The organism is Nostoc sp. UIC 10890, from assembly GCF_054786515.1.
The window spans coordinates 5,804,478-5,826,455 of sequence record NZ_JBSGKF010000001.1 but is presented as its reverse complement, the minus strand read 5'-3'; the positions used below and the strand labels follow the sequence as shown (position 1 = coordinate 5,826,455).

Below are 21,978 nucleotides of genomic sequence, written 5' to 3'. Positions count from 1 at the left end.
CCGATTAACGCACTGGTTCAAAGTCATAACCAGTGCGGGAGCGGGAACCAGGAACAATTTTTACAAGTTGGACTGGGGCATTGCGATCGCCTGATGCTAAAAATCGAATTGTGCCAGAAGCGCCACTGGTAGAAAAGTCAGAGGACAAGAGTGCTTGTTGGACTCCTGATCGGGTGGGATTACTTTCTAATGCCGCAATTAGAGCGATAGTGGCATCATAACTGAGGGCGCTTCGCCAACTCACATCACCGCCCCATAACTGTCGCGATTTCTGAGGAAAATTTGACTTGCGATCGCCCTCAATATGCCAGGGAACTGCCACTATCATTCCCGCAGCTTGCTCTCTGCCGATTTCTAAAGTTTTAACGGTGTAAACATCATCTCCTCCCAGCAGAGTTAAACGTTTCTGGTTAATCTGAACCACTTGCAGCGCTTTATCGAGAGTTTCAGTATTAGCAGCTAACATTATCACTTCTGCACCTTGTTTAGTGGCTTGTTCTACACTTTTAACCGCACTAAAACCCGCCTTGGATAAGTCAAATTCGCTGGATACCTGTCCACCCTCTAGGGAAACAGATGAAACAAACTCTGATTTTAAAGACTGGCTATAGTTACTCTGAGAATTAAAAAAAACCACTGCATTTTTTTTCTGCAAGGTTCTCGCCATGTAGTTAGCTAAACTTCTAGCAGCCATAAAATCACTAGGAACCGTGCGAAAAACATAGCGGCTAAAGTTAGAAATTTTGACAGATGTGCTGGTAGGAGAAATTGCTACAAGTTGTCCAGAGGTATAGATAGTACCTGCGGCTAAGGTGGAATCGCTAGTATTGGGCCCAACTACACCTAAGACTTCGGAATTGCTGACTAGGCTGGAAGCAATTTGTTTGGCTATTTCTGGATTGTCGTCATCATTAGCTATCCCTACCCTCAACGGCACTCCCTTGACTCCACCAGAGGTATTGATTTCATTTTGGGCTTGGGCAATACCACGTAAAATTTCCAAAGAAACATTGGGGTTGGTGCCAAATGGTACAGAAGCCACAATAGTGTAGCTCTTGGAAGAACCGATCCGGGCATTGTTAAGAAATATCAGAGCTTCTGGATCGTTACGGTTGAGTTTTAGGGCAGCTGTGAAATTGGCGATCGCCTTATCATAACTTTTATTAGCGATCGCCTGTACTCCTTCTTTTTTAACTGGGGAAATCTCACCGGAAGTAAAGGTTTTTTCCCCAAAACTAAGGCGGTCTTGGCTGACTGTTTCTGGGTTTTGAGTGATGGTATTACCAATTTTGACCCCAGAGTTGTTAGTAAACCACCAAAAACCACTGCCAACTATGCCAACTGTCAGCAGCAGGGCCAAAGCTAAAATTGTGGTTTCATTCTTTTGTGACATGAACAAATTTGAATAAAGTAAATATGTTTATTATTTGATTATTTGGCTAAATCTAAGCATTCTGATCATTTAATTCTGACAAATCCAACTTTTTCGATTAGTTCTTGACCTTGAGGTGTCAGCAGCCAATTTGCATAAGCTTCGCCAGCTTGCTGATCTGTTTGACCATTCTGTTTAACGATTACAAATAAATTGCGGGTAATTGCATAATCTCCACTACGAAATACCTTAGTATTCAACTGATTACGCTTACTAGGGCATTCAGATTGAGGTATAAATGGTTCCTGGTAGGGAGGCACAAATTGACTGCTTGTCCGCCCTAGTGGTAAAGACTTAATCGTACATTGGGGTACAACCTCTGGGGCAGAAGCATAGTAAATTGCGCCAGTATTCACTGCTACTTTTCGTACTGCTTCTGTAGTCGTGCCAATGTAACTAATGTTGGTACCAAAATTCTCTTTATTTAAAACATTTTCGACAAAAAATTCTACTGTCCCTCCAGCTTCTTTGCTGCGAGAGTAGACTGTAATTGGCAAATTTGGCCCACCTACCTGTTGCCAATTAGTAATCTTGCCCGTGTAGATGTCTTTGAGTTGGGCGACAGTTAAACCAGGGATATTGAGATTGTGGTTAACTGCGATCGCAATGCCATCAATCGCCACTGGTATTTCTTTCAAACTAAATTCTTTTTGTTTAGCTTCTGTATTTTCTTCAGCTTTCACTGAGCGAGAAGATTGAGAAAAAGCCAGTTGATTATCTATCAACATCCGAATGCCTGTTCCCGATCCTGCTTGACCTGAAGGAGGTTGAGTGTAGCGTAAAATAAACCGAGGGCATTGAGTTTGCAGTATGAAGTCTACATCTTTACGGATGGGTGCCCAGGTTGTGCTACCACCATAGTTAAATGTCCCCTCTGGAAGATTTGCCACGTTACATCTGTTGACAAACTGGTTTATGGGATTACTTGTATTACCAGTCTCCGAAGGTTTAGAAACAGTTCCACTCAATTGCGCCCACCGTTCCATAAGAAACCATAGACCACCAAATATTAAACCAATAGTGATGATAACGGCTAAAAAAAGACTAAGTGTTTCGTTTTTCTGAGACATTATGTGGCTGTTAGCACCAGGAGTTTTTAAAGTAAGAGAGATAATAATTTATAAATAAGTCGAAATACGGCTGTCAGTGAAATGGCTACTAAGCCTGCGGCAACTGCTAAAATAACTACTGACAAAATGTCAAGCCCCCCGCGTAAAAAGGGGAGAAAAAAAATAATCGCAAAAGTAATTGTTGGAATAATTAATAAATCGAACTTTTCAATCCACCGTCTGGTTTGAGCAAATATCAGCATCCCCAAAATTACAGATGCAACGCTTAGAGTAACTATTGGTGATTTTACTAGACTGAAGAGAGCGATCGCGATCAATGCACCCTCAAATCCACTAAACGCCGCCCCACCCAATAATTCCAGTGTAGAAAATGCTGGTTGAATTGGTGGACGACGGGGGACGACAGGATTAGAACCTTTGGGTGTTTGTGGCGGGAGGGTTGCAGAGGGCGAGTTCAGTTGTGTAGGGGCTTGAGCCGCCTGTGAATTAAGTACACGTAGAACCTCCTGGGCTGACTGGAAGCGCTGATTAGCGGCGGGTAGGAGCATCTTGTCTAAAATGTCAGCAAGGCGGGGGTTGACACTAACTTGTGTTCGCCATTTCCACTGGTTGCTATAGGCATCAAATAGTTGAATTGCTTCCTGATTTGTTAACAAGGTAATCAGAGTTACAGCTAAAGCGTATAAATCCGTAGATGGAAATACTTGACCCCCAGCCATCTGCTCAGGTGGTGCAAATCCCATAGAATAAATTCCTGTGGAAGAAGCCGCAGAACCAGATGCAGCATTTGTGACTTGTTTAACTGCGCCAAAATCTAGTAAAAAAAGCTTACCATCACGACGACGCATGATGTTAGAAGGTTTAATGTCTCTGTGGATAATGCCTCTGTCATGGACAAACTCTAATACCTTCAGGATTTCTTGCAATACCTCTAACACCTGCTTCTCAGAAAATTTGCCCTGTTGAACTAATTCTTCCTCTAGGTTTTGCCCATTGATGTATTCTTGTACCAAGTAAAAAAATTGGTCTTGCTCTCCTGCTTGCAAGCTATTAACTATCACTGGAAAGAAGGCAAATAAGTCAGGAATTTGATCGTGATCGTTACCAAGCTGTGCTAAAACTTCTGCCTCTCTTTCAAACATCAACTGTGCTTGTTGCAGTTGAGTTAAGGTTAAATTTCCCGCTGGTTGGAACTGCTTAACTACGCATTGACGCATTCCCGGTATTCGGCGATCGCGTGCCAAAAAGGCTGCTCCAAACCCGCCCCTTCCCAGCAGCTTCGTTGGCACGTATCGACCATCTAGCATCAGTGGCATTCCACAGGTAGTGCAATACTTTTGCTGGGTTGTTTTTAGTGTCGTAACATCATCTAAATCAGCAAAATAGTTTTGCGGTCGTGGACAACGTGGACGAGTGCAGTAAACTTCCATTTTCGTGATTAGTCAAAATAATTCGTAATTGATAATACTCGCCATTCGCGTAGTGTCTCGTAGAGAAGGCGAGAAGCAAGCGACGTAATTCGTAATTAGTTCAGGTTACAGAGAAACTAAATTTCTTAATGAGGAACAGGAACCTTTTTTTTTCTGATGTTAAACCCTTGGCTTGCCTACAGTACCCTGTACGAACAGCGATAGGTTAATAATTACGAATTACGTTAGCGCAGCGGTAGCGAGTCCGCGTACTCTTACTCTTAAGCAAGCTACGCTTTTAGCGTCTGTCTTTGCTACGCAACGCTACAGCGAACGACACGCTGCGCGAACGCAGAGAGCGTCATTACGAATTATTTGGTCAAATGACCTAATTTTATTCTTCGCTGGAGGAGATGGGCGTTGCTATCTCTAATGTAGTTAACACTATGTTTTTTTGTGCTAATTTTAACATATCTTGGTTCCATCCTGGGTTAGCAAATTGGGGCAAAATTTCTTGACTAAAGGCTTCTGCGGCCTTGGATCTATAGCGATTAGGATTAAAAATCAGCCACAGTGTCCGTTTGACAACGACGCCTTCAATGTTGGCAAAGTGTAGAACGCCCATTTGTAACTCTTTAGCGATCGCACTTGTTGAAACAAAGGCAGCCCCCAAACCAGATTGCACAGCATTTTTAATGGCTTCAATGGAATTTAATTCCATTTCCACCTTCAAACGTCTGGTATCAATTTCACAGCGTGCTAACACTTGGTCAATTACTTTGCGGATAGTCGATTGGGAATCTAGGGCAATGAATTGTAATTTATATAGGTCTTCTTTTTGGATTTTTTCAAGTTTGGCAAAGGGATGAAAGACAGGTAAAATCAGCGCTAGTTCGTCTTCAGCGTAAGGAATAACTTCTAAAGATTCTGAAAGTTCCCCAGGAATTTCACCACCGATAATCGCTAGATCAACTTGTCCGTTAGCAACACTCCAAGCAGTCCGTCGGGTGGAGTGGACGTGTAATTGCACCGCCACATCGGGATATTTTTGTCGGAACATACCGATCATTCTGGGTAAAAGATAAGTGCCGGTGGTTTGAGAAGCACCGACAATCAAAGTACCGCCTTGAAGATTTTGCAAATCCTCAATGGCACGGCAGGTTTCCTGGCACAGACTGAGGATTTTTTCACCGTAGTTTAAGAGTAGATGCCCGGCTTCGGTTAATTGGGCGCGTCGTCCTCCACGGTCAAATAAGGGGACATCGAGTTGCCGTTCGAGATTTTGCACTTGCAAACTCACGGCGGGCTGGGAGACATAAAGACTATCAGCGGCACGCTTGAAGCTTCCTTCAACAGCGATCGCTTTTAAAATACGTAACTGATCTAAAGTGAAAGGAAGGTCAGACATAAGGCTCAACCCACAAACTTTTAAAGGAGCAGATGCACGCAATAAATCCGGTTTGGCAGCAATCAGCCGGACATGATTTGTTGCATATTGAAATTGAAGGCTTGACTCGAAAAAGACAGTAGCACAACATCTTGACTAAAGTCCCCTTTTGAATACTTTGTGGTATTGGTTGTACTGAATTCAATTTTCTTTAAATTACTTCACCGGTGTATATGCTGCTGATTTCTTGGTTGACACCCAGTCATTTTGTCATACTGGGGTTACAAATAGTTTTTGCGATCGCTCACAGTGGAGGCGCTGCTTTGCGTCCTTGGGCAGAAAAGTATATTGGCCCAAGGCTTTATCGCATTCTCTTTGCATTAGTCAGCCTACCGTTGGCTGTGATATTAATTATTTACTTTTTTGGGCACCGCTATGATGGTTTGCAACTTTGGCAGGTACAAGGGGTGCCAGGAGTACGAGAATTTGTTTGGCTGCTGTCAGCAATCTCGTTTTTGTTTTTATATCCTGCTACCTTCAATCTACTAGAAATTGCTGCCATTCAAAAGCCCCAAGTTCATCTCTACGAAACAGGAATTATTCGGATTACCCGTCATCCCCAGATGGTAGGACAAATAATTTGGTGTGTTGCTCATACTCTGTGGTTGGGTACTACCTTTACCCTTGTGACTTCCATTGGATTAGTATTGCATCACTTGTTTGGGGTTTGGCATGGGGATCGCCGTTTGAGCGATCGCTATGGGGAAGCTTTTGAACTTGCCAAACAGCGGACTTCAATTATTCCCTTTAAAGCAATTATTGACGGGCGTCAATCTCTCAAATGGCAGGAATTTCTCCGTCCTGCATATTTGGGAGTTGCTATTTTTATAGCTTTGCTTTGGTGGTCGCACCCTCTGTTACTGGAAGCAACTAGTAGGATAGCATGGTAAATTTAGGTGATCCCCAATGTCAACAGAAAATCCCAAATAGATGGAAATTTAAGCTTATCAATTACCCCAAATCAATGTAGGATAAATTCAAACATCTATCAGTGGGGGTGCGTTCAGTCAGCTTGAGATTCTATATTGGTAGTCGTTAGTCAGTTGCCTTTCCTTGGGAGTTAATGGCAGATTCAGTCAACCCCCAGGCAGCCACAGCGGTCAGTAGTTTAACATCAAAAAAAGCCAACGCGACTTCTACGGTGGCTTATTTCTCAGAAACACATAATAATGCGCTCAATTTTTCTTTAATTATTCTGTGTCCTGAAAGCTGGTGTCCTGAAAGCATCTATCGGCAGTTACTGATTTACCAATCCTTCACCAAAGTTAGTGCTGAGTCCTGAGTCCTGAGTAAAATCAAGCAATTTAGTATTCATTGCTTGGCAATTAGTCCCAAGCCCCCTTGTACTCCAAAAGAAAAAGAAACGAGTTCCTCATTCAATCTCTTAACTTTAGTTATGGACTTTTACTCAACACGGGCTAAACGCCCCCTACCGCTAACAGGACTCGGAACTCAGCACCACTGAATTCAGTGGTGATAGCTAGTTTGATATAAAAACCTTAATAATCCAAGAGGCGTCATGGTGTTGTCGGTTAGTGAGCGGACATTTACTCAAGAAGTTTTAGAATCTCCTATTCCTGTTTTAGTTAATTTTGAAGCACCTTGGTGTGGCTTGTGTCGGATTATCCACCCACTTTTGTTGCAATTTCAAGCCCAATGCGGGGAAGAAATTAAATTAGTTAGCGTTAACGCCGATCAAAATTTTAAATTGTCTACTACTTATAGGCTAAAATCACTACCCACTTTACTATTGATTGAAAATGGTACCATTCGCCATCGCTTGGAATGCTTTCGCGGCAGAGAAGATTTACGTCTAGCTTTAGAAGAGATTAAAGCCAGCTACAGCAATTACCCCAAAATGTACAAAAGTTCCAAAACAGTGGACTTAGAGTGTCGTTCAGCTTGATGGATACTGGGTATTGGGCATTGAGCATTGGGCATGGGGCATAGGACAAATGACAAATGACCAATGACAAATGACGAGTGACAAATGACCAATGACGAGTGACCAAATCTAAAACCATGCTTAACACCCCACCCAATGACCTTTGGGTGGGTTATTTTATGCTAAAGGGTGTGTGTCACAATTATTAACAGTTTCGACACGCTATTCAAGAATTCTAAAAGTAGGCGTCAGTGATGGAAGTAATCTATCAGTATGCCTGGCTGATTCCGGTGTTCCCTCTTTTTGGGGCAATGCTGGTCGGTCTAGGGTTAATCTCGTTTAATCAGGTGACAAACCGCCTACGGCAGCTTAACGCTGTGGTGATTATCTCCATGATGGCAGCAGCTATGGGGCTGTCCTTTGCCTTGTTGTGGAGTCAAATTCAAGGACACCCGGCTTATCTCCGCACCTTTGAGTGGGCGGCCGCTGGCAATTTTCACCTGAGCATGGGCTACACTATTGACCACCTGACAGCCCTAATGCTGGTGATTGTCACAACAGTAGCCTGTTTAGTCATGGTTTACACCGATGGCTACATGGCTCACGATCCCGGCTACGTGAGGTTTTACGCCTATCTCAGTTTGTTTGGCTCCTCAATGTTAGGTCTGGTGGTCAGCCCCAACCTAGTACAGATTTATATATTCTGGGAACTGGTTGGGATGTGTTCCTACTTGCTGGTCGGCTTTTGGTACGATCGCAAGTCAGCAGCCGATGCGGCACAAAAAGCCTTTGTAACCAACCGCGTAGGCGACTTTGGTTTGTTACTCGGCATTCTGGGGCTGTTCTGGGCAACAGGAAGCTTTGATTTTAATATCATGGGCGATCGCCTCGCCCAACTCGTGCAATCAGGTTCTATCAGCAATTTCCTCGCTGTCCTGTTGGCGATTTTAGTTTTCTTAGGGCCAGTGGCGAAATCAGCCCAATTCCCCCTCCATGTCTGGCTACCAGATGCGATGGAAGGCCCCACCCCCATTTCTGCCTTGATTCACGCGGCAACGATGGTGGCGGCGGGTGTTTTCCTCATTGCCCGGATGTACCCAGTATTTGAAGGCGTCCCTGTCGCAATGAATGTCATTGCCTTTACTGGGGCGTTTACGGCGTTTTTGGGGGCTAGCATTGCCATTACCCAAAACGACATCAAAAAGGGCTTGGCTTACTCCACCATTTCCCAACTTGGTTACATGGTGATGGCAATGGGAATAGGTTCCTACAGTGCTGGACTATTCCACCTGATGACCCACGCCTATTTCAAGGCGATGCTGTTCTTGGGTTCAGGTTCAGTAATTCATGGTATGGAAGGTGTCGTTGGACACGACCCCGCCTTAGCTCAAGATATGCGCTTGATGGGTGGACTGCGAAAGTATATGCCCGTCACGTCAATTACCTTTTTGATTGGTTGCTTGGCAATTTCTGGTATTCCGCCTTTTGCTGGTTTCTGGTCAAAGGATGAAATTCTGGGGAAGGCTTTTGAAGCTAATCCACTCCTCTGGTTCATCGGCTGGCTAACTGCCGGGATTACTGCTTTTTATATGTTTAGAATGTATTTCATGACATTTGAAGGCAAATTCCGGGGTACTGACGAGAAAATCAAGCAAAAACTCAAGAAGGCTGCGGCGACAATTGTCCTGGAATTAGAGTCAGAAGAACTAGCCCCGAATTTTGGGCCTGGGGCGATGAAGAAAGGAGAATTGGCGGCAACTAGTCAGCAGCATGATTCCCATGATTCCCACGGGCATCACAGCGACTCCCCCCACGAATCGCCGTGGACAATGACGCTGCCGTTGGCACTGTTGGCTGTGCCTTCGATTTTGATTGGTTTGGTGGGAACTCCCTACGCCAATTATTTTGAAGAGTTTATCTTTCCTCCTAGCGAAACTCTCTCCGAAGTTATAGAAAAGGCTGCCGAGTTCAATCCGACGGAATTCTACATCATGGCGGGTGCTTCAGTCGGAATTTCTTTAATTGCGATTACCCTGGCTTCGCTGATGTATTTGCGCCGTAAAATTGACCCAGCTGCGATCGCTGCTCAAATCAAACCACTTTACGATTTATCCCTCAACAAGTGGTACTTTGATGACATTTACCATCGGGTTTTTGTCCTCGGCTTGCGTCGCCTAGCTAGACAAGTTATGGAAGTTGACTTCCGCGTTGTCGATGGTGCTGTTAACCTCACAGGCTTTTTCACCCTTGTCAGCGGTGAAGGTCTGAAGTACCTAGAAAACGGTCGCGCTCAATTCTACGCCTTGATTGTGTTTGGGGCGGTTTTGGGTTTAGTGATTGTCTTTGGTGTTACCTGATTTTCATAGGGGTGGGCGATCGTCCACCCCTACATTATTTCTTGATTTCCTAGTTTGGTTGCCAGATGCTCGGATTACCCCTCTTCTGTCACTCTCCAAAAACTTTTGCCATTTCTGAATTCTAGAGCTTTTGTATAGCCTGCGATCGCGCGATTATTTTCTAATAACAAATACAAGACCGATTTTTTTCTAATAGTATAGCTTGTATTGATTGCCTCATGAGGCTTCTAGCGATCGCCTTATCGGAAAGTGACAGAAGAGGGATAGCTGGTTTTACAACTAGGAGACAAAAATGATGAAATGCGTAATTTGTCAGCATGGAGAAACTAAACTAGGTTTAGTAACTGTGACATTAGAAAGAGATGAATGTATTATTATATTAAAAAAAGTTCCAGCAGAACTTTGTGATAACTGCGGTGAATATTATTTAAGTGATGCAGTTACGGAACAGGTTTTAGAAAAAGCAGAGTTAGCTGTTAATAATGGAACAGAATTGGAGATTATTAGATATGTAGTTTAGTGTTCTTATTTGTGTTTCTGCTTTAGCAATGGGTTATTCAAAATATGGAATTTTATTATAAGTGGTAAATCAAATAGCGATCGTGTTATGAAAAAAAGCTTTCATAATCGTCATGGCTACCTATCCAGAACCATGTAACTGTGTCACCTTCCAAAACCCCAATTGCTCGATAATTGCGAGTTATTCTGACAGACCAAATATTCTCCTCGTTATTTATACATTTGAAATGCAAAGACGGATGAAAAGGATTTTCTCTCCATAACTGATAAGCTTTTCTCGCACTCTGTCTAACTTGCTTGTTAAGGGACTGATATTTATCCCAAAACGAAGGAAGAGTTGCAGACTTCATAAGTTTTCATAGTTCATTGGTTTTGCAAGTCCTTCCGCAATCTCTCTTTTAGCAGATTGGGCAGATGCAATCAGCTGTTGTTGAGTTTTATTAAATGATTTATTCCATTTCAATTCATCTTGCAAATCTTCCACGTACTCTCGGAGATGTTCTGCAACTCTTTCTTGTACATCTTCAGATAAAGATTCCATCATCTTAATTACAGTAGCGATCGCTGGAGATGACATAATCAAATTTCCTTTATCAACTTTCACTGTCTATTTTACTAAAAAAAACTCAATCAAATCGCTTACTCTAGTCCCAAAGCTCTGAAACTGGGAAAGTTTGTCCTGCTGCTGCTTGTCGCACTGACTCTTGCAAATCGGCTAATATTTGTGCTTTTGGCTCTTGTTCATCAATCCAAGCTAAACCACTGACGTTATCAGAATTTATGGAACTTATAAGCTGTTGCCAAAGTTCTACAGGTACGAGTACATCTGTTGTTTCTCCATTTACGTTGGTGACATAACGGATCTGACTTTCAATTTGTGCGATTATCATTATGTTTAGTTCTCCTAGTATGCTTTTTTTGCACAAAATCGCTTTTTTCAATAACGGTCAAACAGCATTTTGTATTTTTAGGATTTGACTACGCGATCGCACCCCTAAACTAGGATTTTACCAACTTTTTAGGGTAAATTATTGACTTGCCTGGGAGTATCACAACCCACATTCCGCACGCCCAAAGGTCAAAAGAGACTCCCAACAGCAGAAACCGGGGATTGCCAATTTAATTAAATCAACCTAACGAGGAAGACGAAATCCCCAAAAAGCTGTTACTTAATAACTAGTGACTTTTTGCCAAACATGATTTTGATAGCAGATTGATTGTGATGAATATAGCTAATTTCCCCTGGCTGACGACGATTATTCTGTTTCCGATAGCGGCGTCGCTACTTCTTCCCATCATCCCTGACAAAGAAGGCAAAACAGTGCGCTGGTACTCCCTCGTCGTAGGGCTGATAGATTTTGCACTAATTGTTTACGCTTTTTATACTGGGTATGATTTCTCCAATCCAGATTTGCAGTTGGTGGAAAGTTACCCCTGGGTACCACAATTGGGTTTGAATTGGTCAGTAGGGGCTGATGGCTTGTCCATGCCCCTAATTATTTTGACTGGATTCATTACCACGCTGGCGATTTTAGCAGCTTGGCCTGTCACCTTCAAGCCCAAGCTATTTTACTTCTTGATTTTGGCGATGTATGGCGGTCAGATTGCCGTGTTCGCTGTCCAGGATATGCTGTTATTTTTCCTGGTGTGGGAACTGGAACTGGTACCGATATACTTTCTGCTGTCGATTTGGGGAGGCAAAAGGCGGCAATATGCAGCGACCAAATTCATTTTATACACCGCCGGCGGTTCGCTGTTTATTTTGCTGTCTGCCCTGACAATGGGATTTTACGGCGATACGGTGACATTCGACATGAGAGCGATCGCCTTAAAAGATTTCGCCCTGAATTTCCAACTTGCCCTCTATGCTGGCTTCCTAATTGCCTACGCCGTCAAGTTGCCGATTATTCCCTTGCACACCTGGCTACCTGATGCCCACGGTGAAGCTACAGCCCCCGTACACATGTTATTAGCAGGTATTCTCCTGAAAATGGGCGGTTACGCCTTAATTCGGATGAATGCCCAAATGCTCCCCGATGCCCACGCTTATTTTGCACCAGTGTTGGTGGTTTTGGGGGTAGTTAATATCATCTACGCTGCCTTGACATCCTTTGCCCAGCGAAACCTGAAGCGAAAAATTGCCTACTCCTCAATTTCTCACATGGGCTTTGTGATGATTGGTATTGCCTCCTTCACCGATTTGGGATTGAGTGGGGCAGTATTGCAAATGGTTTCCCACGGGTTAATTGGGGCGAGTTTGTTCTTCCTGGTTGGTGCAACCTACGATCGCACCCACACCCTAATGTTGGATGAAATGGGCGGTGTTGCGAAGAGAATGCCGAAGATTTTCGCCATGTTCACCACTTGTTCAATGGCTTCTTTGGCATTGCCAGGGATGAGCGGTTTCGTGGCAGAATTGATGGTATTTGTGGGCTTTGCTACTAGCGATGCTTATAGCTCTACCTTCAAAGTTATCGTAGTGTTCTTGATGGCAGTGGGAGTGATTTTAACTCCGATTTATTTGCTGTCGATGTTGCGAGAAATTTTCTACGGTAAAGAAAACGAGGAATTAGTGTCTCACCAAGCTTTGATAGATGCCGAACCCCGTGAAGTATTTATCATTGCCTGTTTGTTAATTCCAATTATTGGTATTGGTTTCTATCCAAAATTGCTGACTCAGATGTACGACGCTACAACTGTACAATTGACAGCAAGATTGCGTGATTCCGTGCCGACATTAGCACAGCAAAAAGAAGAAACGCTAAAGGTTTCTTTGAGTGCGCCAGAAATTGGTAATTAAGTTGCGATCGCTAGTTTAGTTTAAATATTTATTGCTTCGAGGGCGGGTTTTGTACCCGCCCTTTTTGTTACTCTTGAACTAAGTTAAAAAAATACTGTATGGGGTAAGCGAGTAGAGGTGTTTTTTATAATTCAATACAGTTCAGATAAGACCAAAACACTTGTAGAGACGGCGATTTATCGCGTCTCGAAAACCCAAAATTTTTGCCAATAGCCCTTAACTGAACCGTATTGTTTTTTAATTTTCATAAAAAGAGATTTTAAGCTGATTGATTTGTTTGCAACCAGTTAAGTAAATCTTCCATAGCAGTAAAATCTAACAAAGCTTCACCAAGGTTTTCTAACTGATTTAAAGAAAGAGATTGGATGCGTTCTTGCAATTCTGGTGATAATTCTCCCACACGTCTTTGTAGTAACTTGAAAATAAGTCGTTGTTCACCTTCTTGTTCACCTTCTTTTTTCCCTTCTTGTTTCCCTTCTTCTTTTCCGCGCTCGTAGCCGATGCGCTCACCTGTAGTTACATATCTCATAGTCCGCTCCTGCTCAAATTGTTTAAACTCTTCCCAAAACTGATTTTCTAATGCCTTTGGTAATATCATAACCCAATCGATAAATCGATAAAGATTACGAATATCCTGTTCTCCTAACCCCAAATCATATAGTCTGCGAATTAAGCTAAATTTCCAGATTTTGCGTTGTTCGGGTGATGAGCGTGTCTGCTGCATTTTCAAATGCGCCATGACGACAGTCGCAAATGGATTATCGCTATTTTCTAACTCGTGAAAGCGATTTTCGTAATCCAAAAGTTTAATACTACCAAATTCAAAATTTAAGCGAGTATTGGGATAATTGTAACTATAATTGCTTGGTCGCCATTCGCGGTTTGAATCACAGAGAATTGCAAGGCTAATTGCTGGTTTATCAAAGCGGTCAAATATGCGAAAGTTGTAGGTAAACATTCGCTTAGAAAAATTATCTTCTTTTTGTGCCTGAATTTCAACATGGATTAATAACCAAAGTTCTTCCCCTTGGGTTTGCCAAACTTTGACTAATTGATCAGCATATCTCTTACCCTGTTCAGCTTCACGAGCTATTTGTTGAAATTCTTTATCTAGAAATTGGTATGGACGTTCCCAATCAATTAATGCAGAAGTTTCTGGAAAAAAGAAATGCATTGCTTGGGGAAAATAAGCTTCTAGAATTTCTTTCCAAGGGCTATCAAAATCAGCGCGTTCGCTATCACTAGTCATGTCATTTTTCATTTGTCCAGAATAGCATCAAATTCTGGATAGAGTCGCAGTACTTGCAGTAGCTAGTTTAGAACTTTGATTAATCGGAATCTCTACCCAAAACTCTGCTCCTTGTCCAGGTTCCGAAATACACCAAATAGCTCCGTTGTGTTTTTCTGTGATAATCTGAGCGCTAATTGCTAATCCTAATCCAGTGCCTTTACCTGCGGATTTTGTGGTAAAGAAAGGGTCAAATAATCTTTGCTTAACTACTTCGGTCATACCAGGGCCATTATCCGCAATTTGTACAGTTAAGCGATCCGAGTTGCGTAACTCAGTACGAATTACAATCTGGCTGGGGTTAGCTTCTATGTCCTCAATAGTTCGCTTACTGTTATAACTATCCAGAGCATCAATGGCATTACTGATCAGATTCATAAATACCTGATTCAGTTGTCCGGCATAGCACTCTACTAAGGGAATATCACCATATTCTTTGATTATTTCAATTCCGGCATTTCCAGACGTTTGTTTGAAGCGATTTTGTAAAATCAGTAGTGTGCTATCGATACCTTCATGAATGTTGACAGGTTTCATATCCGCTTCGTCAAGTCGAGAAAAATTCCGCAAGGATAGAACTATTTCACGAATGCGATTAGCTCCCATTTTCATTGAAGTTAGGATTTTAGGCAGATCCTCAGCCATAAAGTCAAGGTCGATCGCTTCTATATGAGCTTGTACTTCAGATGTTGGATTAACATTGGACTTTTGATAGAGTTCTACCAGTTCCAATAAGCCCAGCGTATATTCATTTACATGGGTTAGGTTGCCGTAGATAAAGTTAACTGGGTTATTGATTTCATGAGCTACCCCAGCCACTAATTGACCTAAACTCGACATTTTTTCGGTCTGAATCAGTTGAGATTGAGTCTGTTTGAGATTCTGCAAAACTTGGTTGAGTTGTTCTGCTTGAGCGGTAGCAGCAGCAGTAGCAGCGCGGCTTTGATTATACAATTGCGCTTGGTCAATAGCGATCGCTAACTGGTCAGCCACACCTCGAATAATTTCCACTTCATCATCACTCCAGGGACGAAGCGCTCTAGTATGTTCGCAGACAATCACACCCAAACAACCCGACTGAGTTTGAATTGAAACTATTAGTAGAGACTTAAAGCCCAATGTCACTAGTAAATTCCGACTCTTGAAATCAAGCCACGAATCTGTCGCAATGTCATCAAAGCAGAGCAAATTCCCTTGCATGACAGCTTCACTCAGGGCTTCCACATTCTGGATAGGAGAACAGCCTAAAGGTTCTGTCAAGTCGGGAGCGCAAGCTTGCTGACTCAGTTCAAAGCTAGTAGATTCATCTTCTTGATGACACCAAAAAAACTGGCATCGATCAATCTGTAGCAGTTCCCGAACTTCAACCACTACTGCACTCAAAATCGTATTTAGATCCAGCGAGTTACGAATTTGACTAGATAGACGAGTTTTAAGAATTTTCTCCCGCTCAACTAGCTCTCGCAATTGAACTTCAGACTGTTTTAACTCTAGCTGGGCCATCTGACGATTGACACTAGCTCTTGCTAGTAGCCAAGAACCAATGCCAATTAGTCCTACCAACCCAGCATATAGCAGTAGCAATTGACTCAAAAATCGGTTTGATTTGGTCGTCAACGCCTCTGGCGATACCCATGAGACAATCTTCCAGTGATAGGATTTAGTATCAATTTGATGTTGGCTTGGTGCAAAAGCTTGTCCGGCTCCCGTACTAGATTTTTGCCCTTCCACAAGTGGATAGACTGTGGTGAAGGTAAACATTCCCTCAGCAGTTTGGAATTGTCCCGATTCTTTTTGAGAAATTTCCTGCCATGCTTGGGGAAAAGCTTGGCTAAAAGTGCGGTTTTTGCGATGATCGCTAAACATAAATCCCCATTCATCTTCAGGCTTTGTCCCTTTTAACCAGTAGCCATCGGCATTCAGTAGCATTCCCTGACTAGAGGCGTTAGCAAAAGCTTGATTAAAATTGTCTAGCAGTTTTGCGCCGAAGTAATTTAGCACTACAACGCCTCGTTTCTGCCCACGGCTATCAAAAACGGGAGTTCCAAAGCGGATCATTGGCTTAAGGGGTTGTTCAACCTGACCTCGTTCGATGTTGAGGTCAAGGGGAGAGACAAATATTTGTCCTTGCTTCAGCCGCAAAGTGTCATTAAACCAGTAGCGCTTGGCTTGAACTTGCAATTTTTCTTCAGGGACAATCTCTGGCTCACCCTGGTTAAAGTTGACTCTGACAACTTCTTTTCCTGATTGATCCAAAAAGCGGATTTGGTCGTAAAGTTTTTTATATCGAGAAAATAATAAAAATTCTTGGGAAAGTGCCTGTTGTTGTCTATCCACTCCCTCTAAAATTCTTTGTAGCTCGTTTTGTTTAGAGATAACCATCAAATCTGAGATAACAGAATGAAAATCTCCGCTGATTACTTTGGTTTGTAAATCTACCTTGCCAAGTTCATTAGTTTCTAATACAACCTTCTCAGTTTGTACCTGTTGGTAGTAGATAGTCGCGATAACACCTCCAACTAATGCTGACAACGGCAAAAAAACTGTTAAAAAGTGTTTGATTAAAATTCGTGAATGGATCTGTGGTGACATATCTGATACTTAAGTACGACTCAAAATCGGGCTAAAAATCAGCTAAGTTCCAGCTGCGCCACATTTTCGGAGTCCAGGTTGAGAGAAAACTTTTTCTCCTGGTAGATATAGGTAATCAGCCCAGCTACCAAATTCACCATGAAATTGAATACTTTGCGACTTCTGGAATGTTCTAGTTGAACAATATTCCACCCTTTTTTGCTATTGTCAGTTAGACACTCTGATAGTCAGTACCGAAAAACCACGAGTTTAATGTAAAGATTTGACACTTATAAGTATTTTCATACTGAGATAAAAGACATAAGTCGATGTATACGAGGGGCTACGACTAGGCTAAAAATGGTTTTTGATTTTTGATATGCGATCGCACATCAATAGATTACCTACAATCTATCTAGAATCAGATTTGGCAAAACCGCTCATGTTAAACTACAATCCGCTCCATTGTTTGCCATCTTCCGAAGAACTACCGGACTCTAATGACACCCCTGTGGATAATGAAGTCCAAAATTTAATTCCCGGCTTGCTGAAAACGACACTAGCTTTAGTTTGGTGCGATCGCTGGGATTGGTTCTTTGGTGTTGATATGGGTATTTATTATGACCCAGAAAAACCAGCTATTGTCCCTGATGGATTTCTCAGCTTAGGAGTTAAACGCTTCATTGATGAAGATTTACGCCTAAGTTATGTGCTGTGGGAAGAAAAGCAACTGCCAATTTTAGCACTAGAAGTTGTTTCCCAAATATATCGGGAAGAATATAACATCAAGAAAGAATTCTATGCTAAAGAATTAGGAATTTTGTACTACGTTGTATATAGTCCCCTTCGGCGTAAAAAGACACCTTTGGAAGTGTATCGCCTAGTTGATGGGGAATATATCTTAATGTCAGGAAATCCCGTTTGGCTACCAGAAATTGGTTTAGGAATTGGGCGAGAACGGGGAATTTATCAAGGTATAGTGCGGGAATGGCTGTACTGGTATGACGAAGAAGGGCAAAGATTGCTGACACCAGAAGAACGCATTAGGGAAGCGGAAGAACGCACAGCTTTTGAAGAACAGCGACGAGTGGAAGCAGAACAAAAAGTAAAAATGTTAATTGAAAGGTTGAATGCGCTAGGTGTTGATCCAGAAACTTTGTTATAGATGCACCAAATTTTGTGATTTTTGCTGCCTTAATGTTAATTAGCTTGTTGGCTAGGGAATTATATCTGTAAAGCAACTAATAGCTTGACGGTAAAAATCGTCATGACTGGTTGCTCAATAAATATATTTACCAAAACCTTCATCAAAAATATGGAAGTTAAATTAGGATTTGGAGCAGTCCCAAAACCTCAATATGTTTTTGTCAGCAAAGAACCCGATCACTGTTGGTATATGCTTGTTGAAGATGAAAAACGCATCCCAATTTATGAAAAAGCGTTGACTGGGGTAATTACAGCGATAGAAGTTAATAGAAGGGTTGAAACTAGATTTGGAGTAGTTGAAAAAACTGATTTATATATTTTGGCAGACAAACTCTATATTATCCGTTCGGGAAGTGAATCTTACTTCTCTAAAGGTTTGTTGTTATCTTTAGATATTCTTACTCCTGAACAACTGCGTAATCCACTTACTATTAGCGTCAGATCAGGAGATAGTAATGTAGTTTTTTGTAATATTTCCGATCCAGTAACTTATCGCTCTATAGGTGTTAGTTGGGATGGACATAGGGAATTAGACTGGCAAGCTTTAGGGCAAAAAGTAAGTTTAAAAGTTCTGATAGCTCAAACCGACAGATATTTAGCTCAATTAAATTGGACTCCAGAGCAGGGAAGGGAGTATTTGCAGCAAAGATATGGCAAGCGATCGCGTCTACAACTCACTGATACAGAAATTCTGGAATTTATTGATTACCTGAAGCTACAACTAACCCAAAACTGCCCAACTTAACTGCTGTTATATGAACTTGGGATAATTGCGATCGCTTTTAGTCCAAATCTTCTTCGGTAAGTCCAGCATCTTTCATAATGCTTTTCAACGTTCCAATCGGTAAATCTCGATTACTATGAACCGGAACGGAGAGGATTACATCAACACCTTCTTTTACGTAAATATGATGACTGCCAGTAATCCGTTTCAATTCCCAACCCTTCCGTTCCAAAATTTTACAAAGTGCTTTACCTGAAACCGCTTTCATAGCGATATTTCAACCAACTGTTTCTCCGGGTCAAGTTCTTCTCGTTCGCTAGCAACTTCCAACCAACCTTGAACTGCATCTTGCAGCATCTCTAACAAATGTTCATAGCTGTCTCCCCAAGTGTGACATCCAGGTAGAGCGGGTACAGAAGCACACCACACACCGTCTTCTTGCCAGATAACTGCTTTAATTTTCATTACCAATCATCTCCACAAGATTGCGATTAATATTCTAGCGTCAAGCCGAGTGCGTAGGCGTAGCCCATCGTAGACATCGCTTGTCCATTGCATTGAGGTGTTAGCCACAGGTGCGATCGCACTCAACACCAAAAGGATTGACAACTGCATTCATTACAGTATCAAATTTATAGCTTCTGAATGTTTATTAGTTGGTATCTCAGGGAAAGATAAGTATAAGGTGATGCCTCAGTTTTATGTTTAACCCGTAGACGAGTACTAACCAAATACTAATCACATCAGGAGTATTTCATGATTCCACTGATTTTGGGTGCTGCTGCTTTGGCTACTGGAGCCTTATTTTCCAATACGCTCAAGTTCCTCTCGCAATACTCGCCTTAGTGTATCTTCTAACGGTTCACGACGCTGCTGAATGTACTCACGCAAGGCATCGTTAATCAAAGTTTGGTAATTTCCTCCACCTGCTGCGTGAACTTGGTCACGAAACCATGCTAGTACTTCATCATCTAGGCGAATTGTAATTCGAGTTTTGCCTGTTGGTGTGGATTCAATAGCTCCCCGCTTGCCCTGGCTAAAATCATACTCAGCTTCCATCACTTATCCATCCTCATACTGCTTTTGTTCATAGCGCGTAGCTTGGCGGGCAGAAATCAATCGAATCTCATCATTGCGCCATGTATACACAACTACTAAAACTCGGCTGAAAGCATCTATCCCAATAGTGATAAATCTCTCTTCATCAAAACGTTCATCTGCGATAGTAATTGCTAAATCGTCAGAAAACACGGTTACTGCATCAGCAAAGTCAACTCCATGTTTGCGAAGATTAGCTGCTGCCTTATCCCTATCCCACTGATACGCCATCTAAATCTATTGTATGCACATTCGTGCATATTAGCAGATGAAGAGTACTTAACTGGCTTACTTCTGTGTGTTTTTTCAAACCTCAAAAGTCTTCATCGTCAACAAAAAATTCCGCATCGTCTTCCAATCGAGAATTACCCTGCCCAATACCAGCAAGTCCCCACAGAGGTTGCAGCAGTGCCATACCAATTAACCCGACAACGGCACTAAAAGCTAGCACTAAACCCATTGGTATCTGAATCGATTGGAATGTTAAGAATTTTAACGATACGGGTGTGGCATTTTGGACTGAAATAATTGCGATCGCAATTACCCAAACTGCTACAACTAGAGATGTCAAAAAAGGAGCGAGATTTTTCATAATTTGATCGAAATGAGGAGAGACGCGATTGAGAAGTTAGGAGTTATTAATTTAGAACTCATAACTGTTTAAAAGGAGTTAAGAGTTAAGAATTGTTAATTTACAACTCTTAACTCCTAACTCCTAACTCCTAATTCTTGATTCTTATGCCTCTAGTTTAGCAATGGCACTCTCTAACTCTTGGGCGATTTTGGTGAGTTTTTCGGGAGTGTTGGTTTCTAGGTAGACGCGCACCAGTGGTTCTGTGCCGGAAGGACGCAGTAAAACCCAGCTACCTTCTTCTAAATAGAGCTTAATACCGTCTTTACGCCCCACTTCCTTGACTTTAATTCCTGCTACTTCTGTAGGTGGATTTTTAGTAAAGGAGTCGATGACGGCGGTTTTGTGCGCCTCTGTGAGGTGCAAGTCTAGGCGGTTGTTGTAAAGTGGGCCATCGGCTTCAGCGATCGCTTCTTTGACAAGTTGACTCAGCGGTTTGCCTTCATAAGCGATCGCTTCTGCCACCAGCATATCGGCTAATACCCCGTCTTTTTCGGGAATATGCCCGATAATACTCAATCCGCCTGATTCTTCTCCACCAATTAATACATCAGTTTCGCGCATTTTTTCGCCGATGTATTTAAAACCAACTGCTGTTTCGTAAATTTGCAGCCCATTTTTAGCAGCGAAATTATCCAGCAGGTGGGTTGTCGCCACAGTGCGGACAATAGCGCCTGTTTTACCTTTGTTTTTGATTAAATGACGTGCTAAAAGTAGCAGCACAGTATTCGGAGTCAGGACGTTTCCTTGTTCATCGACGATGCCAAAGCGATCGCTATCTCCATCTGTCGCCAAGCCCAAATCAGCTTGATCTCGAACTACTGCTTCCACTAACTCAACTAATTGTTCTCCTTTGGGTTCTGGCATCCCACCCCCAAATAAAACATCCCGCCAATCGTGGAAACTTTCTAGCTGAACGCCACTATGTTGCAAAACTTCATCTAAATATCCGCGAGAGGTAGAATACAAAGCATCGTACTTTACCTTTAAATTAGCGCTTCTGATCTTTTCTACATCAAGTAGAGTGTAGATAAATTTCAGGTAATCAGGTTTCGGATCGAAAATTGAAATTGAACCTGATGGGTTGCTTCCAGGCAACTCATCAGATGCACTTTCTATATTTGCCACAATAGTATCAGTAATCTCTGGAGTGGCAGGCCCAGCATAATCGGGTATATATTTAATTCCACAGTAAGGTGCTGGATTATGACTAGCAGTAAACATTAACGCCCCTGCGGAATTTAGGTGACGGGCGTTGTAGGCAATTACTGGTGTGGGGCAATCCCGATCAGTAATTTTCACAGTCCAACCTAAGTCTGCTAGGACTTGGGCCGCTGTTTGGGCAAACTGGTCAGCTAAAAAACGAGTATCGTAGGCAATAAGTACTGGTCTATCTTTTGTGTAGGCTGTTTCTAAGTAAGTGGCGATTGCCCTTGTTACTTTCCGCACATTAGGAAAAGTAAAGTCATCGGCAATAATCCCTCGCCATCCATCGGTACCAAATTTTATCTTGCTGGAATTGCTACTAGCGCTCATTTTTG

The 21,978-nt window shown here is 42.3% G+C and carries 24 protein-coding genes; 8 read left to right on the top strand and 16 right to left on the bottom strand.

What is annotated here, in order from left to right:
* Positions 1–4: 4 nt before the first annotated feature.
* From ACWATR_RS24210 to ACWATR_RS24195, 4 genes are all read right to left on the bottom strand, one after another.
* A complete protein-coding gene (locus ACWATR_RS24210; RefSeq protein WP_460338086.1) occupies positions 5–1,393 on the bottom strand; it encodes an ABC transporter substrate-binding protein in 1,389 nt (462 codons plus the stop codon).
* A gap of 65 nt (positions 1,394–1,458) precedes the next feature.
* Positions 1,459–2,502 (bottom strand): substrate-binding domain-containing protein, encoded by a 1,044-nt coding sequence (locus ACWATR_RS24205; protein ID WP_460338084.1) that lies wholly within the window; start codon positions 2,500–2,502, stop codon positions 1,459–1,461.
* Between the two features lie 26 nt (positions 2,503–2,528).
* On the bottom strand, positions 2,529–3,932 hold the full coding sequence (locus ACWATR_RS24200; RefSeq protein ID WP_460338081.1) for a protein kinase domain-containing protein: 1,404 nt from the start codon (positions 3,930–3,932) through the stop codon (positions 2,529–2,531).
* A 373-nt stretch (positions 3,933–4,305) separates the two neighbouring features.
* Positions 4,306–5,319 (bottom strand): LysR substrate-binding domain-containing protein, encoded by a 1,014-nt coding sequence (locus tag ACWATR_RS24195; protein ID WP_460338079.1) that lies wholly within the window; start codon positions 5,317–5,319, stop codon positions 4,306–4,308.
* Positions 5,320–5,531: 212 nt separating this feature from the next.
* On the opposite strand from ACWATR_RS24195, the gene ACWATR_RS24190 reads away from it, so the two are divergent.
* The 5 genes from ACWATR_RS24190 (at position 5,532) to ACWATR_RS24170 (ending at position 10,120) form a co-directional block, all read left to right on the top strand.
* A complete protein-coding gene (locus tag ACWATR_RS24190; RefSeq protein ID WP_460338077.1) occupies positions 5,532–6,248 on the top strand; it encodes an NnrU family protein in 717 nt (238 codons plus the stop codon).
* Between the two features lie 173 nt (positions 6,249–6,421).
* The gene (locus tag ACWATR_RS24185) at positions 6,422–6,640 is read left to right on the top strand and encodes a hypothetical protein (RefSeq protein ID WP_460338075.1); all 219 of its coding nucleotides are present in this window, start codon (positions 6,422–6,424) and stop codon (positions 6,638–6,640) included.
* 237 nt (positions 6,641–6,877) lie between these two features.
* Positions 6,878–7,264: a thioredoxin family protein gene (locus ACWATR_RS24180; protein ID WP_069068611.1), complete on the top strand. Its 387-nt coding sequence runs from the start codon at positions 6,878–6,880 to the stop codon at positions 7,262–7,264.
* Positions 7,265–7,497: 233 nt separating this feature from the next.
* Positions 7,498–9,600 carry an NAD(P)H-quinone oxidoreductase subunit 5 gene (locus tag ACWATR_RS24175; protein WP_460338073.1) on the top strand — a complete coding sequence of 701 codons (2,103 nt, stop codon included), beginning with the start codon at positions 7,498–7,500 and terminating at the stop codon, positions 9,598–9,600.
* Positions 9,601–9,892: 292 nt separating this feature from the next.
* Positions 9,893–10,120, top strand: coding sequence for a type II toxin-antitoxin system MqsA family antitoxin (locus tag ACWATR_RS24170; protein ID WP_460338071.1), 228 nt, complete (start codon positions 9,893–9,895; stop codon positions 10,118–10,120).
* Between the two features lie 85 nt (positions 10,121–10,205).
* Here the strand turns inward: ACWATR_RS24170 and ACWATR_RS24165 are convergent, their stop codons facing one another.
* From ACWATR_RS24165 to ACWATR_RS24155, 3 genes are all read right to left on the bottom strand, one after another.
* Complete coding sequence (locus ACWATR_RS24165) at positions 10,206–10,469, bottom strand: ParE family toxin-like protein (RefSeq protein ID WP_460338069.1); 264 nt, start codon at positions 10,467–10,469, stop codon at positions 10,206–10,208.
* Positions 10,466–10,696, bottom strand: coding sequence for a hypothetical protein (locus ACWATR_RS24160; RefSeq protein WP_460340642.1), 231 nt, complete (start codon positions 10,694–10,696; stop codon positions 10,466–10,468). Before ACWATR_RS24160 ends, ACWATR_RS24165 begins: the two co-directional genes overlap by 4 nt.
* Positions 10,697–10,763: 67 nt before the next feature.
* A complete protein-coding gene (locus tag ACWATR_RS24155) occupies positions 10,764–11,009 on the bottom strand; it encodes a hypothetical protein (protein ID WP_460338067.1) in 246 nt (81 codons plus the stop codon).
* A gap of 332 nt (positions 11,010–11,341) precedes the next feature.
* Between ACWATR_RS24155 and ACWATR_RS24150 the strand changes: the two genes are divergently transcribed.
* Positions 11,342–12,919, top strand: coding sequence for an NAD(P)H-quinone oxidoreductase subunit 4 (locus ACWATR_RS24150; protein ID WP_460338065.1), 1,578 nt, complete (start codon positions 11,342–11,344; stop codon positions 12,917–12,919).
* Between the two features lie 259 nt (positions 12,920–13,178).
* Here the strand turns inward: ACWATR_RS24150 and ACWATR_RS24145 are convergent, their stop codons facing one another.
* Positions 13,179–14,168 (bottom strand): Rpn family recombination-promoting nuclease/putative transposase, encoded by a 990-nt coding sequence (locus ACWATR_RS24145; protein WP_460340639.1) that lies wholly within the window; start codon positions 14,166–14,168, stop codon positions 13,179–13,181.
* Positions 14,169–14,195: 27 nt separating this feature from the next.
* The gene (locus ACWATR_RS24140; RefSeq protein WP_460338063.1) at positions 14,196–16,799 is read right to left on the bottom strand and encodes an ATP-binding protein; all 2,604 of its coding nucleotides are present in this window, start codon (positions 16,797–16,799) and stop codon (positions 14,196–14,198) included.
* Between the two features lie 421 nt (positions 16,800–17,220).
* On the opposite strand from ACWATR_RS24140, the gene ACWATR_RS24135 reads away from it, so the two are divergent.
* Entirely contained in the window at positions 17,221–17,943 is a 723-nt protein-coding gene (locus tag ACWATR_RS24135) for a Uma2 family endonuclease (RefSeq protein WP_460340636.1), read from the top strand.
* Positions 17,944–18,093: 150 nt separating this feature from the next.
* Positions 18,094–18,729 (top strand): hypothetical protein, encoded by a 636-nt coding sequence (locus ACWATR_RS24130; RefSeq protein WP_460338060.1) that lies wholly within the window; start codon positions 18,094–18,096, stop codon positions 18,727–18,729.
* Between the two features lie 37 nt (positions 18,730–18,766).
* Here the strand turns inward: ACWATR_RS24130 and ACWATR_RS24125 are convergent, their stop codons facing one another.
* From ACWATR_RS24125 to ACWATR_RS24095, 7 genes are all read right to left on the bottom strand, one after another.
* Positions 18,767–18,976, bottom strand: coding sequence for a type II toxin-antitoxin system HicA family toxin (locus ACWATR_RS24125; protein WP_335011617.1), 210 nt, complete (start codon positions 18,974–18,976; stop codon positions 18,767–18,769).
* Positions 18,973–19,173: a type II toxin-antitoxin system HicB family antitoxin gene (locus tag ACWATR_RS24120; protein ID WP_323230667.1), complete on the bottom strand. Its 201-nt coding sequence runs from the start codon at positions 19,171–19,173 to the stop codon at positions 18,973–18,975. Before ACWATR_RS24120 ends, ACWATR_RS24125 begins: the two co-directional genes overlap by 4 nt.
* A gap of 6 nt (positions 19,174–19,179) precedes the next feature.
* Positions 19,180–19,323: a hypothetical protein gene (locus tag ACWATR_RS24115; RefSeq protein ID WP_460338057.1), complete on the bottom strand. Its 144-nt coding sequence runs from the start codon at positions 19,321–19,323 to the stop codon at positions 19,180–19,182.
* 186 nt (positions 19,324–19,509) lie between these two features.
* Entirely contained in the window at positions 19,510–19,767 is a 258-nt protein-coding gene (locus tag ACWATR_RS24110) for a BrnA antitoxin family protein (RefSeq protein WP_109007450.1), read from the bottom strand.
* A gap of 3 nt (positions 19,768–19,770) precedes the next feature.
* Positions 19,771–20,037 (bottom strand): BrnT family toxin, encoded by a 267-nt coding sequence (locus ACWATR_RS24105; RefSeq protein WP_460338055.1) that lies wholly within the window; start codon positions 20,035–20,037, stop codon positions 19,771–19,773.
* An 82-nt stretch (positions 20,038–20,119) separates the two neighbouring features.
* On the bottom strand, positions 20,120–20,398 hold the full coding sequence (locus ACWATR_RS24100; RefSeq protein WP_460338053.1) for a LapA family protein: 279 nt from the start codon (positions 20,396–20,398) through the stop codon (positions 20,120–20,122).
* Between the two features lie 144 nt (positions 20,399–20,542).
* A complete protein-coding gene (locus ACWATR_RS24095; RefSeq protein ID WP_460338051.1) occupies positions 20,543–21,973 on the bottom strand; it encodes a phosphoglucomutase/phosphomannomutase family protein in 1,431 nt (476 codons plus the stop codon).
* Between the last annotated feature and the right edge of the window lie 5 nt (positions 21,974–21,978).

What these genes read in the sequence shown, in the direction of transcription:
- ACWATR_RS24210 (WP_460338086.1), bottom strand. Translation starts at nt 1,393, where the DNA reads ATGTCACAAAAGAATGAAACCACAATTTTAGCTTTGGCCCTGCTGCTG.
- ACWATR_RS24205 (WP_460338084.1), bottom strand. Translation starts at nt 2,502, where the DNA reads ATGTCTCAGAAAAACGAAACACTTAGTCTTTTTTTAGCCGTTATCATC.
- ACWATR_RS24200 (WP_460338081.1), bottom strand. Translation starts at nt 3,932, where the DNA reads ATGGAAGTTTACTGCACTCGTCCACGTTGTCCACGACCGCAAAACTAT.
- ACWATR_RS24195 (WP_460338079.1), bottom strand. Translation starts at nt 5,319, where the DNA reads ATGTCTGACCTTCCTTTCACTTTAGATCAGTTACGTATTTTAAAAGCG.
- ACWATR_RS24190 (WP_460338077.1), top strand. Translation starts at nt 5,532, where the DNA reads ATGCTGCTGATTTCTTGGTTGACACCCAGTCATTTTGTCATACTGGGG.
- ACWATR_RS24185 (WP_460338075.1), top strand. Translation starts at nt 6,422, where the DNA reads ATGGCAGATTCAGTCAACCCCCAGGCAGCCACAGCGGTCAGTAGTTTA.
- ACWATR_RS24180 (WP_069068611.1), top strand. Translation starts at nt 6,878, where the DNA reads ATGGTGTTGTCGGTTAGTGAGCGGACATTTACTCAAGAAGTTTTAGAA.
- ACWATR_RS24175 (WP_460338073.1), top strand. Translation starts at nt 7,498, where the DNA reads ATGGAAGTAATCTATCAGTATGCCTGGCTGATTCCGGTGTTCCCTCTT.
- ACWATR_RS24170 (WP_460338071.1), top strand. Translation starts at nt 9,893, where the DNA reads ATGATGAAATGCGTAATTTGTCAGCATGGAGAAACTAAACTAGGTTTA.
- ACWATR_RS24165 (WP_460338069.1), bottom strand. Translation starts at nt 10,469, where the DNA reads ATGAAGTCTGCAACTCTTCCTTCGTTTTGGGATAAATATCAGTCCCTT.
- ACWATR_RS24160 (WP_460340642.1), bottom strand. Translation starts at nt 10,696, where the DNA reads ATGTCATCTCCAGCGATCGCTACTGTAATTAAGATGATGGAATCTTTA.
- ACWATR_RS24155 (WP_460338067.1), bottom strand. Translation starts at nt 11,009, where the DNA reads ATGATAATCGCACAAATTGAAAGTCAGATCCGTTATGTCACCAACGTA.
- ACWATR_RS24150 (WP_460338065.1), top strand. Translation starts at nt 11,342, where the DNA reads ATGAATATAGCTAATTTCCCCTGGCTGACGACGATTATTCTGTTTCCG.
- ACWATR_RS24145 (WP_460340639.1), bottom strand. Translation starts at nt 14,168, where the DNA reads ATGACTAGTGATAGCGAACGCGCTGATTTTGATAGCCCTTGGAAAGAA.
- ACWATR_RS24140 (WP_460338063.1), bottom strand. Translation starts at nt 16,799, where the DNA reads ATGTCACCACAGATCCATTCACGAATTTTAATCAAACACTTTTTAACA.
- ACWATR_RS24135 (WP_460340636.1), top strand. Translation starts at nt 17,221, where the DNA reads ATGTTAAACTACAATCCGCTCCATTGTTTGCCATCTTCCGAAGAACTA.
- ACWATR_RS24130 (WP_460338060.1), top strand. Translation starts at nt 18,094, where the DNA reads ATGGAAGTTAAATTAGGATTTGGAGCAGTCCCAAAACCTCAATATGTT.
- ACWATR_RS24125 (WP_335011617.1), bottom strand. Translation starts at nt 18,976, where the DNA reads ATGAAAGCGGTTTCAGGTAAAGCACTTTGTAAAATTTTGGAACGGAAG.
- ACWATR_RS24120 (WP_323230667.1), bottom strand. Translation starts at nt 19,173, where the DNA reads ATGAAAATTAAAGCAGTTATCTGGCAAGAAGACGGTGTGTGGTGTGCT.
- ACWATR_RS24115 (WP_460338057.1), bottom strand. Translation starts at nt 19,323, where the DNA reads ATGCAGTTGTCAATCCTTTTGGTGTTGAGTGCGATCGCACCTGTGGCT.
- ACWATR_RS24110 (WP_109007450.1), bottom strand. Translation starts at nt 19,767, where the DNA reads ATGGAAGCTGAGTATGATTTTAGCCAGGGCAAGCGGGGAGCTATTGAA.
- ACWATR_RS24105 (WP_460338055.1), bottom strand. Translation starts at nt 20,037, where the DNA reads ATGGCGTATCAGTGGGATAGGGATAAGGCAGCAGCTAATCTTCGCAAA.
- ACWATR_RS24100 (WP_460338053.1), bottom strand. Translation starts at nt 20,398, where the DNA reads ATGAAAAATCTCGCTCCTTTTTTGACATCTCTAGTTGTAGCAGTTTGG.
- ACWATR_RS24095 (WP_460338051.1), bottom strand. Translation starts at nt 21,973, where the DNA reads ATGAGCGCTAGTAGCAATTCCAGCAAGATAAAATTTGGTACCGATGGA.